The organism is Richelia sinica FACHB-800 (genome assembly GCF_014698825.1).
Classification (GTDB): Bacteria; Cyanobacteriota; Cyanobacteriia; order Cyanobacteriales; family Nostocaceae; genus FACHB-800.
The window spans coordinates 90,838-106,588 of sequence record NZ_JACJTT010000003.1; the positions used below are offsets into that span (position 1 = coordinate 90,838).

Annotated in this window: 18 protein-coding genes; 7 read left to right on the forward strand and 11 right to left on the reverse strand. The window is 39.4% G+C overall.

The features are described from left to right. Nucleotides 1-173: 173 nt before the first annotated feature. The 3 genes from H6G73_RS03890 to H6G73_RS03900 are packed head-to-tail and all read right to left on the reverse strand — an operon-like array spanning nucleotide 174 to nucleotide 1,204. A complete protein-coding gene (locus H6G73_RS03890) occupies nucleotides 174-485 on the reverse strand; it encodes a hypothetical protein (RefSeq protein WP_190601642.1) in 312 nt (103 codons plus the stop codon). A gap of 2 nt (nucleotides 486-487) precedes the next feature. Continuing rightward, entirely contained in the window at nucleotides 488-766 is a 279-nt protein-coding gene (locus tag H6G73_RS03895) for a hypothetical protein (protein WP_190601643.1), read from the reverse strand. A 24-nt stretch (nucleotides 767-790) separates the two neighbouring features. Then, nucleotides 791-1,204: a hypothetical protein gene (locus H6G73_RS03900; RefSeq protein WP_190601644.1), complete on the reverse strand. Its 414-nt coding sequence runs from the start codon at nucleotides 1,202-1,204 to the stop codon at nucleotides 791-793. A gap of 877 nt (nucleotides 1,205-2,081) precedes the next feature. Here H6G73_RS03900 and cysK point away from each other — a divergent pair. Continuing rightward, nucleotides 2,082-3,041 (forward strand): cysteine synthase A, encoded by a 960-nt coding sequence (cysK, locus tag H6G73_RS03905; protein ID WP_190601645.1) that lies wholly within the window; start codon nucleotides 2,082-2,084, stop codon nucleotides 3,039-3,041. 3 nt (nucleotides 3,042-3,044) lie between these two features. Further along, nucleotides 3,045-3,236 (forward strand): transposase, encoded by a 192-nt coding sequence (locus H6G73_RS03910; RefSeq protein WP_190601646.1) that lies wholly within the window; start codon nucleotides 3,045-3,047, stop codon nucleotides 3,234-3,236. 28 nt (nucleotides 3,237-3,264) lie between these two features. On the opposite strand, the gene ctpC is transcribed toward H6G73_RS03910, so the two are convergent. Further along, a complete protein-coding gene (gene ctpC, locus H6G73_RS03915) occupies nucleotides 3,265-4,548 on the reverse strand; it encodes a carboxyl-terminal processing protease CtpC (protein ID WP_190601647.1) in 1,284 nt (427 codons plus the stop codon). A gap of 364 nt (nucleotides 4,549-4,912) precedes the next feature. Then, the gene (ispG, locus tag H6G73_RS03920) at nucleotides 4,913-6,133 is read right to left on the reverse strand and encodes a (E)-4-hydroxy-3-methylbut-2-enyl-diphosphate synthase (RefSeq protein WP_190601648.1); all 1,221 of its coding nucleotides are present in this window, start codon (nucleotides 6,131-6,133) and stop codon (nucleotides 4,913-4,915) included. 221 nt (nucleotides 6,134-6,354) lie between these two features. On the opposite strand from ispG, the gene H6G73_RS03925 reads away from it, so the two are divergent. Continuing rightward, nucleotides 6,355-6,708 carry a phage holin family protein gene (locus tag H6G73_RS03925; RefSeq protein WP_190601830.1) on the forward strand — a complete coding sequence of 118 codons (354 nt, stop codon included), beginning with the start codon at nucleotides 6,355-6,357 and terminating at the stop codon, nucleotides 6,706-6,708. On the opposite strand, the gene H6G73_RS03930 is transcribed toward H6G73_RS03925, so the two are convergent. Together H6G73_RS03930 and H6G73_RS03935 are read right to left on the reverse strand one after the other, a co-directional pair. After that, nucleotides 6,680-7,144 (reverse strand): cobalamin biosynthesis protein, encoded by a 465-nt coding sequence (locus tag H6G73_RS03930; protein WP_313946951.1) that lies wholly within the window; start codon nucleotides 7,142-7,144, stop codon nucleotides 6,680-6,682. The genes H6G73_RS03925 and H6G73_RS03930 overlap by 29 nt on opposite strands. Nucleotides 7,145-7,685: 541 nt before the next feature. After that, nucleotides 7,686-8,969 carry an ankyrin repeat domain-containing protein gene (locus tag H6G73_RS03935; protein WP_190601649.1) on the reverse strand — a complete coding sequence of 428 codons (1,284 nt, stop codon included), beginning with the start codon at nucleotides 8,967-8,969 and terminating at the stop codon, nucleotides 7,686-7,688. Between the two features lie 182 nt (nucleotides 8,970-9,151). Here H6G73_RS03935 and H6G73_RS03940 point away from each other — a divergent pair, with 182 nt between their 5' ends. Next, nucleotides 9,152-9,622 carry a DUF4079 domain-containing protein gene (locus tag H6G73_RS03940; RefSeq protein WP_190601650.1) on the forward strand — a complete coding sequence of 157 codons (471 nt, stop codon included), beginning with the start codon at nucleotides 9,152-9,154 and terminating at the stop codon, nucleotides 9,620-9,622. A gap of 67 nt (nucleotides 9,623-9,689) precedes the next feature. On the opposite strand, the gene H6G73_RS03945 is transcribed toward H6G73_RS03940, so the two are convergent. Further along, a complete protein-coding gene (locus H6G73_RS03945; protein WP_190601651.1) occupies nucleotides 9,690-10,346 on the reverse strand; it encodes a DUF1997 domain-containing protein in 657 nt (218 codons plus the stop codon). A gap of 178 nt (nucleotides 10,347-10,524) precedes the next feature. Between H6G73_RS03945 and H6G73_RS03950 the strand changes: the two genes are divergently transcribed. Together H6G73_RS03950 and H6G73_RS03955 are read left to right on the forward strand one after the other, a co-directional pair. Further along, nucleotides 10,525-11,184 carry an SDR family oxidoreductase gene (locus H6G73_RS03950; RefSeq protein WP_190601652.1) on the forward strand — a complete coding sequence of 220 codons (660 nt, stop codon included), beginning with the start codon at nucleotides 10,525-10,527 and terminating at the stop codon, nucleotides 11,182-11,184. A gap of 144 nt (nucleotides 11,185-11,328) precedes the next feature. Next, the gene (locus H6G73_RS03955) at nucleotides 11,329-11,976 is read left to right on the forward strand and encodes a glycoside hydrolase family 24 protein (protein WP_242034111.1); all 648 of its coding nucleotides are present in this window, start codon (nucleotides 11,329-11,331) and stop codon (nucleotides 11,974-11,976) included. 180 nt (nucleotides 11,977-12,156) lie between these two features. Here H6G73_RS03955 and menH read toward each other — a convergent pair whose 3' ends face one another. Then, nucleotides 12,157-12,975: a 2-succinyl-6-hydroxy-2,4-cyclohexadiene-1-carboxylate synthase gene (gene menH / locus H6G73_RS03960; RefSeq protein WP_190601653.1), complete on the reverse strand. Its 819-nt coding sequence runs from the start codon at nucleotides 12,973-12,975 to the stop codon at nucleotides 12,157-12,159. 165 nt (nucleotides 12,976-13,140) lie between these two features. Here menH and H6G73_RS24715 point away from each other — a divergent pair, with 165 nt between their 5' ends. Further along, entirely contained in the window at nucleotides 13,141-13,263 is a 123-nt protein-coding gene (locus H6G73_RS24715) for a hypothetical protein (RefSeq protein WP_256443809.1), read from the forward strand. A 111-nt stretch (nucleotides 13,264-13,374) separates the two neighbouring features. Here H6G73_RS24715 and H6G73_RS03965 read toward each other — a convergent pair whose 3' ends face one another. After that, nucleotides 13,375-14,712, reverse strand: coding sequence for a serine/threonine-protein kinase (locus H6G73_RS03965; RefSeq protein WP_190601654.1), 1,338 nt, complete (start codon nucleotides 14,710-14,712; stop codon nucleotides 13,375-13,377). Nucleotides 14,713-14,720: 8 nt separating this feature from the next. After that, complete coding sequence (locus tag H6G73_RS03970; RefSeq protein WP_190601655.1) at nucleotides 14,721-15,737, reverse strand: serine/threonine protein kinase; 1,017 nt, start codon at nucleotides 15,735-15,737, stop codon at nucleotides 14,721-14,723. Nucleotides 15,738-15,751 lie beyond the last annotated feature (14 nt).

The following is a 15,751-nucleotide window of genomic DNA, read 5'->3' on the forward strand; positions in this document are numbered from 1 at the left end:
AGCTTCGATCACGATATTTAGCATAACACAAAATTGTCAGATAAAGCTAACAAATACAGCAAAAATTAAAAATTAAATATTAAAAATTAGACAAAAAAATAGGTGGATATTTACCACCTAAAACAAGTATTTAATTCAGATTTGCACCCAAAAATTTAAAAATTCAAAACTTTTTATCTCGAATTGCGTTCAGATACTAAAACCTCAGCGAGGATTTCCGGGAGATGTTTTAAATCTGTATATCCTTCCTGTCCAGAAATCGGTGAAATAAATGTATAGCAAGGGTCACAGCCGCCAGTATCATACACCTGAACCACCCATTTATCAGGAAATCCTTCAATTCCTAACTCAACTATGTACCAACTCTCTCCAGTCAACCTAGCATTGAGAATAGTAAACCAATCTCGATATTGTTCAGGAATATTCCAGTCAGCGACTAAAAACTCTAACGCTATTTGTCCTGCATCTGTTGAAGTCAATAGCATCACTACTCCTGATTAGCAACTTGTTGTTGAGAAAAATCAGGATATAATCCTAGTTGCTTTGATAATTCTCGCGCGATAAAAAACAAAAACTGCGCCCCATCTTGATTACCTTCATGGGCAAACATCGTTGCCACTTGTAGCATGGTGTGAATTAAACCAGAGTCGATTAATTCTGGTTGAGCATCTAAAATCTCTGGTTCTTGACCATTAGGGCATTTCAGCAATTCATCAATTAAATTACAATACAATGTGTGACGTTCTTCGCGTTCTGCTTCTGTCATGGTTAATTAATATTTAGAAAATACTTATTGCTCGATACTGTGCTGCCACATTCTCTCTAACATTTCCACCTGTTCTCTCAATACAGCAGCACGATATACCAAATATCTGTCATAACCAATAATTCCTACACCAATACCAATAGGTGTGACTATAAACAACCATTGCAAAATAGTCAGTATTTTGTATTGGTTCACTAATGTCAGCAGATGCGGGAAAAAATGATGGTTAGATGATGTAGTGCTAGCTAGAGCTTGATTTGATGGGGGAGTTAATGATTGAGCATTAACGTTTATTTTGTTAAATTCACAGGTTAAATTCTGTGCTTTAACTAACTCTATATGATTTCCCCAAACCACACTAAACACAATAAAACCGGGAGTAAGCAATGCTAAAGCAACTAACCCAACCGTAAGCACATTTAAAAGTTTTAATTTCATGTTGGCTCTCCCTTGCTAGGTATAAGTTACCTAGTAAGAAACTTTGTTTTGGTTGATTGCTGTACCTGCCTAGATCAACTCCAATCAAATCAAACTTGTTGAAAGTAGCGGAATTAAAAATTAAAAAATCCAAATTCAAAATGATTTTCAGTTAGTATTGGGTAATACTGACAGAATCAATTCCATTTTGAATTGCCAAATGAATTTATCCAGAGTTAAGAAGTCCCCCCTCATTCGTCAGACTTGCGTCTGGGAACTTCGGGGGGTAGAGGGGAATCTCTGCGTAAATCCTATAAGGTTTATATCAGTTCCCTTTTTCGACTCTGGATTTGTCGTCCAAAATTAAGATTATTAAATTCATTAAAAAACTACTCAAAGCTGTTTTGCCTTGTGTAGTCAGGATTTTGAAAATATTTTGGGTGAGGGGTACTAGTATTTTCGGGATGGGGTACTAGTATTTTTGAGGGAGGGAACGGGAGGCTTTGTACTCAATTTCAAATCCTTTGATGATGCTAATTCCAGCTTTTTTTCCCATCATCTCAATCACCACTATCTGTACTCAAATCACATCATCCTCTGACAAAGATAGCCTCAAGATAACTTGAATAACCTAAAACAACAATTAAATTTTTCCAAACAAGTTAGTTTTTAATGACGTAACCAAAATCTAAAAGTTAATCTCAAAAAAATACCCTGAGCAGCCTTTTATTTATAAAATTCCTAAACTACTTCTAGTCATTGACTGGGAAATGCCAATTCTCAATCGAGAAAATCCAATACAGAAAGTACAAGACAACAGATGATAAAATGACTGATGGTGATTTAATGATGAATGTAAATACTTAGAATTAATATTTTATATTTTAGAGGCTAATCAATGCGAATTGCTAAAGACGTAACAGAACTTATTGGCAGAACTCCATTGGTACAACTGAATAAAATTCCGCAAACGGAAGGAGTTGTCGCCACAATTGTGGTGAAATTAGAAAGTATGAATCCTGCGGCTTCAGTCAAAGACCGAATTGGGGTCAGTATGATCATGTGTGCTGAAGCTGAAGGGACAATTGCTCCTGGTAAAACAATTTTAGTAGAACCAACTTCTGGCAATACAGGCATAGCTTTGGCAATGGTAGCCGCTGCTCGTGGCTACAAGTTAATTTTAACTATGCCAGAAACCATGAGCCAAGAAAGAAGATCCATGCTACGTGCTTATGGTGCAAATTTGGTGTTAACACCTGGTGGGGAAGGAATGCGGGGTGCTATTCGCAAAGCGGAAGAAATTGTAGCGAATACTCCCAATGCTTTAATGTTGCAACAATTTCGCAACCCAGCTAACCCCAAAATCCACCGCGAAACGACTGCTGAGGAAATTTGGTCAGATACTGATGGGAAAGTAGATATTTTAATTGCTGGTGTGGGGACTGGGGGAACAATTACAGGTATTGCCGAAGTGATTAAACAACGCAAACCGAGTTTTCAGGTGATTGCAGTGGAACCTAGTAACAGTCCTATTTTGTCTGGTGGACAGCCGGGCCCCCATAAAATTCAAGGGATTGGGGCAGGATTTGTACCTGATGTGCTCAAACGGGATTTAATTGATGAGGTGGTTTGTGTCCATGATGAGCAAGCAATGGTTTATGGACGCAGATTAGCTAGGGAAGAGGGTTTACTGTCTGGTATTTCTTCTGGTGCGGCTTTGTGTGCTGCTATTGAGGTAGGTAAGCGAAAGGAAAATGCTGGTAAGTTAATTGTGATGATTCAGCCTTCCTTTGGCGAAAGATATCTGACTACGGCAATGTTCCAAGATTTAATGAGTGAAGGTGCAGTTAAAAGTTGAGTTATGTCTACAGATAGTACACAAAGTTGGTATATTGTCAAAAAAAAATCAGATCATTGTGAAATAGTCCCCGCAGCAACATTGACAGAAAGTAAATCAGAAATCATCGAGCAATGGGGACCCTTTGGGTCGATGGAGGAAGCGATCGCTCGTCGCATAGGATTAATTAGGGCTGGCAAGTGCCAACCCCAGTAAAATCAACTCTTCCTACCCCAGAAGCAGCTTAATTCTTGTTGGAAGTGGTTGTATTTTGAGCAGCTTGCTTACCTAAAATTTCCACCCCTTTAGCAAATTGAGGATCGGCTAGAGTACCAAGTTTTTCTCGCTCATGTAGCCACAAGTCCTGACGCTGCTTATCGCTTAATTCCACCTTCACATCTGGGTCGATGCCGTGTTTATTGATATCTTTACCACTGGGGGTATGATATCGGGCAATAGTCACAGCCAAGCCTGACCCACCTTCCAGCGGTCGCACTGACTGCACCAAACCCTTACCAAAGGTTTGAGTACCAACAATCACCCCCCGGTTGTTATCTTGTATCGCCCCAGATAAAATTTCGCTGGCACTGGCTGAACCTTTATCGACCAACACCACTAATGGTTTATCAGTCAAAGCACGTCCCGTAGCTACCTCCCGGTCTTGCTCGCCTTGACGGTCAATGGTCGAGACAATCGTGCCCTTATCTAGCCACATCCGGGCAATTTCCACACTGGATTGCAGTAAACCCCCAGGATTGCCCCGTAAATCTAGAACATAGCCGGAAACTTGTTTATTTTCCAACTTTCTAATGGCATCCTGCATTTCCCTAGCGGCGTTAGCGCTAAACTGATTCAGGCGGATGTAACCAACCTTGCCGATTGATGTTTGTCGCTCAGAATAGCGTACAGGATGAATTTCTATACGCGCCCTAGTAATTTCAAAGCGTTTGGTTTGTCCATTCCGGAGAATCTTTAAGCGGACCTTGGTTCCAGGTTCACCCCGAATCAAAGCTACAGCATCGTTAGTGTTCATGCCTTTGGTGCTTTTACCATCGATTTCTAGCACCACATCCTTAGCCAAAATCCCGGCTTTGAAGGCAGGAGTATCATCAATAGGCGCAATGACAACTAACTGCTTGGTCTTTTCATCTTGACCGATGGTGATACCAATACCTGTTAATTCTCCAGAGGTATCAACCTGCATATTCTTAAATTCCTCTGGGTCCATAAACCGGGTGTATGGGTCTTCCAGCTTTTTCAGCATTTCCCGGATGGACTTATACGCTTCCTGGGGATTACTGTAGGACTTATTTAGGTACTCCTTGCGAACAGCAGGCCAATCTACTTGGTTGAATGTACCATCTACATATTGACGGTAGATGATTTGCCAAACTTCGTCTACTAACTCCTTGGGGCTGGCTTTAAATAAAGCTTGACCACGGGAGTGATTAATCAGGCTAGTAATAGCGATCGTAGAGAGTGTCACTACCGTAGCACCTAAAACAAGCCTACTTTTTGTAATCACCATAATGACAGCTGTGTCAGAGGGGAAAATTTATCTTTAGTATGCCCTATGTGACTTAATTTCCACACTTAGGCTCTAGTTACAATCAATGGCATTGGATTAACTCCAACTATGACTACGGTTCATGAAATTCTACTGAGACCAAGAACAAACAAGTCCGTAGGATAGAAATTTGTGCCGATTTAATTCTTCAAGTATATCAACAACATTCAGGAATTTGGCTAGATGTCCAAGACGCTATCCACCGGATTTTGCTGGTCATATCCAGTATATGAAGGTCAGTAATTGCGTAATAACCCTATCTATCAGCAAGCCCCACACCTAAAACTCTACTCAAGATGTGGGGCTACTGTGGCCTGTGTCAGTTTTAAGGATCTACCCAACGCCCATCTGCCTTAATGAGGTTGATTAATTCCTCTACACCCTGATCTTCTGGCACTTTTTTGATTTCTTCCCGACCACGGTATAAAGAAATGTAACCAGGGGTTTTACCAACATAACCATAGTCAGCATCTGCCATTTCTCCAGGGCCATTCACAATACAACCCATCACGGCAATATCTAAACCAGTCAGGTGTTTAGTTGCTTCTCTCACTTTGTGCAGCACTTCTTCCAGGTTAAATAAAGTGCGTCCGCAGGAAGGGCAAGCGACATACTCCACCATGGTTTTCCGCAAACCCAAAGCTTGGAGAATGCTATAACACACAGGAATTTCTTTTTCTGGTGCTTCTGTTAAGGAAACGCGAATTGTATCACCTATGCCATCAGCCAGTAAGGTAGCGATACCAGCAGTAGACTTAATCCTTCCATATTCCCCATCACCAGCTTCAGTGACTCCCAGATGTAAGGGATAGTCCATCCCCAAGTCATCCATACGCTTGGCCATTAAGCGGTAAGCAGCCACCATCACAGGAACCCGTGAGGCTTTCATGGAAATGACGATATTGCGGAAATCTAGAGATTCACAAATGCGGATGAATTCTAAAGCTGATTCCACCATCCCTTCGGGAGTGTCACCGTAGGTAAATAACATTCTTTCCGCCAAAGAACCGTGATTAACTCCGATTCGCATGGCTTTACCTTGGTCACGTAAGGAAACTACCAGAGGTTCTAGAGTTTCCGCGATTTTCTCACCGATTTCCTTAAATTCTGCTTCGGTGTATTCTGTCCGGTTGGGATTGGGTTTTTCAAATACATACAAACCTGGATTAATGCGGACTTTTTCGATATGTTTAGCAACTTCCAGGGCAATTTTCATCCCATTGTGATGTACGTCAGCCACAATAGGTACATCACGGTAAGTTTGGACTAATTTCTGCTTAATTTCCGCCAACGCTTTGGCATGAGCCATACTAGGAACTGTGACACGCACGATTTCGCAGCCAATTTCATGCAAGCGACGAATAGCGGCTACAGAACCGTCAATATCAAGGGTATCTTCGTTAATCATGGACTGCACCACTACGGGATAACCACCGCCAATGGTGACATTTCCGACTTTAACGGGACGGGTTTTCCGGCGTTTGATTGTGGTATCAAAAGTCGGTTGATTGGTATTGGAATTATTGAGCGTGGGCAGAGTTTGCATAACCTCAACAGGTAGATTTGCTGTAGCTAAAATATCAGATTGTCAGGGCTTATGCTTCTCAGATTGCCATATGTGTGGCTTTTTTGGGCGATAACAGAGAAAAGTATTTGCTGTTGGTGCAAAATGATAAGCTACTGATTAGATTCTTCTGGGGACAAAAAGAAGAGGAATTCTATTTTTTGATTAAGCTGGTAATGCTTCCCTTAACGACCACCATGTTTTTGAAGTCATTTTTGTTAACTTGGTTAGGTACAGCAGTTGCTTTATTAATTACTGCCCAAATTGTACCTGGTTTCATTATCAAGACTTTTGTGGCTGCTTTGTTGGCAGCAATTGTGATTGGTTTGGTAAATGCCACTATCCGTCCAGTGTTGCGGGTTTTAACTTTTCCTGCCACTTTGCTGACTTTTGGCTTATTTACATTCGTTGTCAATGCCTTAACTTTGTGGTTGGCTAGCGCCATTACCCCTGGCTATGGTTTTATTATCCGGGGGTTTATTCCCGCTTTTTTCGGTTCAATTGTACTATCAATCGTTTCGAGTATTATTAACTATTTTCTCCGGGCTGTTGAGTAAAAAAAGGTTGGCATTGAGCAATTGCCATAGTGAGTGCTTTTTTTTCACCTAATTGGTGAAAGATGTGTTTGGGAACTAATAGTGCCACATTCTCATGGTTGTTTTCAGAAGCTGCGAGGATAGCAGCAGCCTCTGCCACGCTGGGCGTGTCCACAACTTGTTGCGTAATGAGGGATGGATGGGGGACGCAGATGCAACTCAGCACAGATGCTGTAAAAGTTTTTAAAGGTAAATTGTGTAATTGACAAAACTCAACTAGGGCAGGTTCTGAGGATTTTGTGTCTATAGTTGCAATACCCAGGATTTGATTTTTTTCTAATTGGAATTTATGTAATATTGTTTCAATTGCTGTGTTGATTAATTGCAGTGAAATTCCTTTGTTGCATCCAACACCAATCCACAAATTTTGTCGATATAATTTCTTTAATTGCATCATAAATCATTAGAGTTTAGCTTCATCATAAATTTATTTTTGTGTAGGATTAATGTACAAAGGCTAGAAATATTAGCCAGTAAAAGATATAAGTTACTGATATAAATTCAAGTGCATAATAATACCAAAAAATTGATATTTTTAATACCGTTTTGTAAATTCAATTCTTCTATATTTACCACATCTAGCACAGTAGGAAACATCAAGGGAGAGACAAGGCAAAGGTAAAAGGTAGAAGGTAAATATTCTTCTTCATTTTTACTTTCTTTCTACCCTTGTGGCACAAGTATTTCATCTTGGTGTTTCAATTTTTTACACCTCCGGCGTAACAAGCTCAACAGTTGCGACGGAGTTTTGCTATTAATAATTAGGGTTTGCTAAAAAATTTATCTGTGAGGGCTAGAAGTATGGCTACGCCACGCTGCACGAACAGAAGTTCAGAACGGGTGCGTTGCGCTACGCGACAACACACCCTACAGGAATATTTCTTGATGAAATTTAGCTCTACTAATTTCAAATTATTAATTTTCAACTGTGATGAAATTTATTCTTCTGCCCCTGCTTGCCGCAAAATTTTGGCTATGTTTTGATAACCATTAAATTCAGCAATCATTAATGCTGTGTAACCGCCTTGATTTCGCAAATTCACATTTGCCCCTGCTTGCAATAATAATTGTACGGCTTGAGTAAAACCTTCCGCAGCAGCCCACATTAAGGCCGTCACTCCTGCGAAGTCTTGAAAATTCACATCTATTCCTTTATTCAACAATAATTTAAATACTTCTGGATGATTTGCACTGATGGCTTTAAAAAGTGAGTTTTTACCATCATCTGCTGCTTGGTTAATATCTGCACCACCTGCGAGTAAAGTCATTACTGTTTGGGTATGTCCTTGGGTGACTGCGAGTGTGAGGGGTATTTCACCAAAGTTTTTCTTGTTGGTGTCGGCTTTAGCTAGGAGTAAGGCTTTGGTAATTTCGCTGTGTCCTTGAAATGCGGCGATGAGGAGAGGTGTATCACCTAGATGGTTTCTAATTTCTATATCTGCACCTTGTTGTAACAACAGTTCGACTATATCTAGATAACCTTCGACTACGGCTATGTGTAAGGCTGTTTCCCCTTCTTTATCTTGGTGATTAATATGGGCACCTGCATCTAACAGGAGTTTGACTATTTCTATGTTGCCATTGGCTGCGGCTGCTAATAGGGGTGTGTTGCCGTCGGCGGTTGTGGCGTTGACTGCTACCCCATTTGATAATAGTGTTTTGACTATCTCTATGTTTTCCAAGTCTACAGCGAGAATGAGGGGAAGTTCTCCTTCTGAGTCTGGTGTATTAATGTTGGTGTGATTTGGCAGTAAGGCTTGAACTACGGCTGCATGGCTGTTTTTAATGGCGACTTTTAAGGCGGTGTCGTTGTCTTTGTCTGTAATATCTATTTGGGCGTTGGCTGCTAATAAGGGTTTGACTATATCTACATGACCTTTGAGGGCTGCTGCCATGAGGGCGGTGCTACCATCTTCGTTAATGGCGTTAACTTCTGCACCTCTGGAAATTAAAAGCTGGACAATATCAAGTTGATTGGCAATTGCTGCCAACATTAAGGCTGTTAAGCCATAGGTTTTTCTGGAGAGGTTAATATTTGCACCTGCGTCTAATAGCGATCGCACTATTTCTGTATAACCTAAGTTAGCTGCAAACATCAGGGCTGTGGTGCCGTGGCGATCGCACACATCTACATTAGCACCTGCTGCTAAAACTTCAGCTAATCTCTTCATATCGCCATTTTTCGCAGCCTTGAGTAGCAAAGCATCATTATTCTCTGTCATATGAAAATGCCCCTGGTAACGCTACGCTTCGCGGAATTTCAACATGAAAATGCACAGTCAACCATTAGATTACACAAGTGTTCTGGTCTTTGGTGATGTATTAGAACTCCTAACCACCGGAAAGCCTGAACTCCTGTTATGCTAATTTTTATGAAGATTTAATAATTTGGGAAGAACACAACATGAGTCTGGAACTTGCACCAACAGTTAAATATTGGTTAAACTTCGCTCACCCAGTGCTGATGTGGGTACTCCTAGCACTCTCCTTATATGCCGCTTACTTAGGTTTGCAAGTACAGCGTACCAGAAATGCTCAAGGTGAAGAAAAGAAAGAATTAATCAAAGGCCGTTATAACGTCAGACATTATCAAATTGGGTCTATCATCTTAGCTGTGATGGTAGCCGGTGCAATTGGTGGGATGGCTGTCACCTATATCAATAATGGAAAATTGTTTGTTGGCCCCCATTTATTGGCAGGACTGGGGATGACTGGTTTAATCGCTGTTTCTGCTGCCTTGTCTCCTTTTATGCAAAAAGGCGCAAATTGGGCCAGAGTCAGTCATATCTTATTAAATTTTGCCATATTAGGTCTGTTTGTTTGGCAAGCTCTCTCTGGTGTGGAAATAATCCAAAAAATTCTCTCTCAAGCTTAGTCATTAGTAGTCAGTTGTCGGTTGTAGTCCCGCACTCATCACAGACAACTGACTCTCACCTGACCAATCATTTCTTTTTCTTACCTTTCATCGGAAAAGGTAAACCCAAAGATTGATGGAAGTCTTCTTGGACTGTACGGGTGAGACGACGGGAGACTTGACGGACGATTTGATTCAACAAGCGATCGCCTGTAGATTGGATGAGAGAATGGGGTAATCGCTGAATAAATTTAGGAAAATGCAATTCCACTACTAAATCTAATTCCCACTCCACCCTAGTCATTTCACCTCTATCATCAACCAACTGTAAAGAGGCTTGATAATCCACATCGTAACCAGGTGCTTGATAATCGGGAATAGGAATAGTACGGATGCAATATTGACCATCTTGTGGTGGTAACAACTCTAAACCAATCTTTGGTTCTACTTCATAACCAAAAGAACCAAATTTACCAATGACCAAAGCATAACCATTTTCACCTAATGGATGCACCTTCATTGGTTCCGCACAACGAGCAAACCAACTAGAGTGGGTATTAAGATATGTCGCTACCTGATCTACAGGTGCGTACATTTCCATACAGTCTTGATAATGTCCATAAAACTTTGTCAGTCCCGTATGAATTTCTACTAACTGAGGCTTATCTTCAATTACGCTAGATCCCATAGGTAAAACTGATTCTGTCACTTCCAGAGATTGATATTCCCAGTTGTTTGTCACCATAAATGCTTTTTTCTATACTTGAAAATTTGTCTATACTAATGATTCCCATTCCATGATGATTTTTTCACATCGAAATTATATTTTTACGAAAATCATCCTCATCTGTCATGAACTTCAGACAATCATTAAAATAAATAACGGCAATAACACACATTAGTTTTCCAGGATAGCAATAATCATGAGAGCATTTGTAGCGGGTGCAACAGGTGAAACAGGTCGTCGCATAGTTCAAGAACTGATCACAAGGAATATTCCTGTCCGTGCTTTAGTCAGAGACCCAGAAAAAGCCCAAGCAATTCTTTCTCCTCAAGTAGAATTAGTCATTGGTGATGTGCTACAACCAGAAAGCCTGGAAGCAGCATTAGGTGATAGTAGCATTGTTTTTTGTGCCACTGGTGCAAGACCCAGTTTTGACCCCACAGGCCCCTATCAAGTTGATTTTGCTGGAACTAAAAATTTAGTTGATGCTGCCAAAGCCAAAAACATCGAACATTTTGTCTTAGTCTCCTCTATGTGTGTCTCCCAATTTTTCCATCCCCTCAATCTTTTTTGGTTGATATTATTTTGGAAAAAGCAAGCAGAAGAATATATTCAAAAAAGTGGTTTAACTTACACCATTGTCCGGCCTGGTGGCTTAAAAAACGAAGATAATTCTGATTCTATCGTCATGCAAGGTGCCGATACTTTATTTGAAGGTAGTATTCCCAGACAAAAAGTAGCACAGGTTTGTGTAGAGTCTATATTTACACCTGCGGCCAAGAATAAAGTTGTGGAAATTATTGCTAAACCAGAAATCCCGTCCAAAACTTTTACGGAATTATTTCAACAAGTTGGGTAATGAATAATTGGTAATCGATAATTAGTTAAGATTACCAATCATAACTGGCAACAACAATAAAGGAGTCCAATTCTGAAAAAGTTTGAACTCAAAGGGGTAGAAAAATTTATTGGGCCCATTGTGGCACTGCTGGGATTTGTCTATATGTTCCAGTGGTATATCACTGGGGAAATTCCCTCTTCTACTGAGCCTTTTTTTCAAAATTTGGTAGGGAAACAACCACCGTTAGTGATGAAAGAGGGAGACCCCTATATTCGGGCATTAATGCGGACTATTTCTGCTAGTGAAGCTAGTGGAAAGCGTCCCTATTCTTTGTTATATGGAGGTCAGCAAGTCAGTGACCTCAGCCGTCATCCTGAAGTTTGTGTTACCATTGTCAATGGCCCGAATACAGGTAATTGTTCCACTGCTGCGGGTAGATATCAAATTATCAATACTACTTGGAAACAAATAGCCCCCCGTTATCATCCTAAGCCATCACAGTTTATGTTTTGGTCGAATTATAGTTTTGAACCAGAATATCAAGATGTGGTGGTTTACCGTTGGTTAAATGACTCTAAGGTTTGGGGAATAGATATTAGTCAACAATTGCGTCAAGGTAAAATCGAAAATGTTTTACGTACTCTTTCTCCCACTTGGACAAGTTTAGGATATGGGATAGAAACTAATTCTGTAAGTAGTTCTTTGCCGAGAATTTATAAGCAAGTATTAAAGGAAGAATTAAAAGCCGCAAATCAAGTCGAATCTGGTAATGTAAATTCTTCTCCTGGTGGTAGTTCTCAGAGAAATTGAGGATTAAACACAGATGCACGCAGATAAACGCGGATAGATATTTGTCAATTAATGGATTGGAGAATGATAGCCAATTTCATTTAAGTGCAGGACGCTTATAGCGGGCAAGATGCCCGCACCACAAGAGTTTGATTATTTATGGTTTTACTTTATGTACTTGCAATCTACTGCATGTACGGGTTAACAGAGAATTGTGAAAAATTGCTGTATAATTTGCACAAATTTCTCTGTTTGTTCTAAGTGGATATTATGCCCAGCTTTTTTAATCATTTTTAATTGAGCTACTGAACATTGATGCAGCATTTGTGTATTAATATCAACAAATTTTTGGTCAATTTCTCCAGCTATTAGCATTAAGGGAATGTGATTATTTTGAAGTTTTTCCCATAAAGAAGGTTGGTAGCCTGTCCCCATATATTGTAGAGATTTAGTCAATTCTATGGGGTTATTTTCTAATCGACTTTCTAGCATAGTTTCATAGTCAGGATGGTTTTTGATATTCCCGAAAATCGGCTGACTATACCAATAATTGAGAAAAATTTCAAAATCTTTTCTTTCTGTAATTCTGGTTAATTTACTGGCAATTTGAAAATCACTTTTAATTCTTTTCAATCTATCTGCTTCCTTTGCTAAACCAGGTGAGGCAGATTCTAAGATGACTTTGATAAATCTTTCAGGAAAATGCAGGGACAGATATAATGCTAATCTTCCTCCCATTGAATAACCGACTAAAAAGCATTTATCGATTTTTAAGTCATCTAATAACTCAATTAATCCTTGGGCTGTAGATTCCATTTGATAATATTTATCTTCACCCAATACTTGAGTTGTGCCATGTCCTGGTAAGTCGAGGGTGAGGTAGGAGAAATCATCAGCTAATAATTTAATCACTGGGTCAAATTCGTCGATTTTTCCCATGAAGCCATGAAGGAAGAGAATTAGGGGTTTGTTGGTGTGATTAATTAAGGAATAGTTGAATTGATAGTTTTTAAATATCATTTATTCTATATTTTTGAAGAGAATCTATAATTTTACTTATCATATCAATTGAATGAACCACATTTGACTACAATTCTGTTAAAGTCAAAAACATCAATTATGTAGGTTGGGTTGACGCAAGGAAACCCAACATGAAGAAATAACTGTATTGAATTATCAGCAGGAATGAAGGTAAAAGGCAAACCAAAAAATGCTTCACCAGGGCAAATGCGTTTACCTTGGGATAGTCATAATGCGCTAGAAAATACCGAAGTGGAAGAGGTAGCAGAAAAAATTTATTTGCGCTAATTCCTATAATTCCACAGTGCCAGGTAACGAATCGCTACAGTGTTGATTCTGGCGTACATAATCTTGTTGTTACAATTATTTACATTATGTGCAAGCCCTTATGTGTCTCTTTTACAAGCTTCGATGCGAAAGGATAACCCAATTAAACTTCAAAAATCCCCCAAGCACCACCAAACCAACCCCATAAACTAAATTAGGCAAGTACCCTTTGGGATATGATTTAGTGCTTAAAATGAATTCATCATACGACGATATCCACACTGCTTCTTTTCTCCATCCCACAAGATCAGCAAATTTTTCCCAGGCTTCTTTGTCATATTTACCGTCTGGTTTACCACCAGATTCCAAATAAATTTGCTTCTGGACACTAAAGCCAAATTTACCATTGCTATATTTTACCCACAGTCTGTCAAGTGTGCGAAGGTCTGTACAGGGAAAATTTAAAAATTCTTCCTCCCTTATCCAATCACCTTTTTCCCTACCTATAGCTTGCAGCATCACTACATAGGTTTTATAGTCTGCATCTTTCCAGTTTCCTGCTGCTAATAAATCTCGCAATTTACGATAATCTATGCCTTTCTCGGAACTTAAATCATCTATATCTTGAATATCTGTCTCACCATTTAATAAATTGAGCCATGCTTGGATTGTTTGGGGACGGTCTTGTGCTTCTAATTCCATTCCTGCCAAAATAGCTTGGTTTAAATTATCGCTAATATTAGGGTTATGTTGTTTTGGTGCAATTAATTTCGCATCATGATACTTACGATCCCAAGAAGTTGTAGGATATTCCCCTGTAACTGCATAGTAAAGTGTCGCTGCAAAACCATAGATATCTACTGTGATTTCTTTACTACCCTTCATCTGCTCATAAGGAGCGAAATTTTCATTACCAAACTTTTTAGAGAAAGACTTTGCTGGTGCGATACCTCCAGCTAAACCAAAGTCAATTAAAATTGGTTGATTACCTCCTCGTAACATAATATTACCGGGGTGAATATCACGATGAACTATGGAATTTTGGTGGATAGATTTTAGTGCATCACCAATTTGATAAAGACAATTTACAGCGTCTTTTTCAGGTAATAGTTTTGCTGGTTGTCCTGCATTTTCAATTAAGTCAAATAAACTTGTTCCATCAATAAATTCCATGACCAAGCATGGTGTATTACTATCACCTTCTTCAAAATAATCAAGCACACGTACAATATTCTGATGAGGAACTTGACAAAGTTTCCCCAATAACTTAGCTTCTTGAATAAATTTCTCTACATAACGGGAGTATTGCCTATCCCGTTTTAGCTGCATATTAGGGGTTTTGATGACTACAGGTAGTTGCAGAGGTGTATCTTGAATAGCTTGATAGGTTATACCAAAAGCACCCTGTCCTAGTATTTCTTGAATAATGTATTTATCGTTATGTAGTCGATGACCTGTATTCCAGTACATAATAAGTTTTAGTTTATAGATTTTTCAGGTGATGCAGTTGTGTTTGGTTGTGGTGATGAAAATTGCTTGAGCATAAATTCTCTAATATCACTTTGAAAAATACCCGTAAATATTGCTATAACTGCCACAATAAAACCCGCTACTGTCAACCAAAAACTTATTTTTTCTCGCCGATTTTCTGGTGTGTCTGGTGGTGTGGTTTGAGGGTTTAGTTGGGGAAATTCTATATCATTAAACCATTCATCAATAGATTGAGGACGGTTCTTAGGAGATAAATCCATTGCTTGAATTATGGCCCGATTGGTTTTAGGTCTAATTGAATCATTTAATGTTTTTGGTGATGGTAAAGGAGAATTGTTTTCAATTCGGTCTTTAGCTGTGGTGGGAAATTGACCAGTCAATAGATTATAAAGTGTTGCTGCTAGAGAGTAAATGTCTGTATATGCGCCTAATTCCATTGTCTGTGAATACAATTCTGGCGCTGTAAAACCTTTTTCTGCTAATGTTTCTATGTAATTAAAGCTCAATTTTTTATTGTTAAAATCTCTTGCTAGTCCAAAGTCAATGAGAATGGCTGAGCCATTTCTAATCATAATATTGGCTGGTTTGACATCTCGATGAACTAAGTTATTTTGATGGACTACTTTTAAGGCTTCACCAATTTGTTGAATGTATGTTAGAGCTTCTGATTCTGGTACAATGTTTTTAGCTCTATGGGCTAAATTAATTCCATCCACATATTCCATTGCGATGCACCACAAACCATCTTCTTGAAATGGATCTTCAAGAAGACGAACTATATGAGGATGCTTACATTTAACTAGTTTGAAAGCCTCTTGCACAAATTTTTGCTGCCACCGTTCTAACTCGTCTGGAGATAGAGAGTCAGCATCTGGGGTTTTGATGACAATGCGATCGCTTTTTTGGTCTGTGGCAAGATAGGTAATACCAAAGCGTCCCTGTCCTAATACCCTCTCTATAGTGTATTTCCCACCCTGCAATTGTTTACCAGCTGCCCAAACCATCCCCTACACTCCCA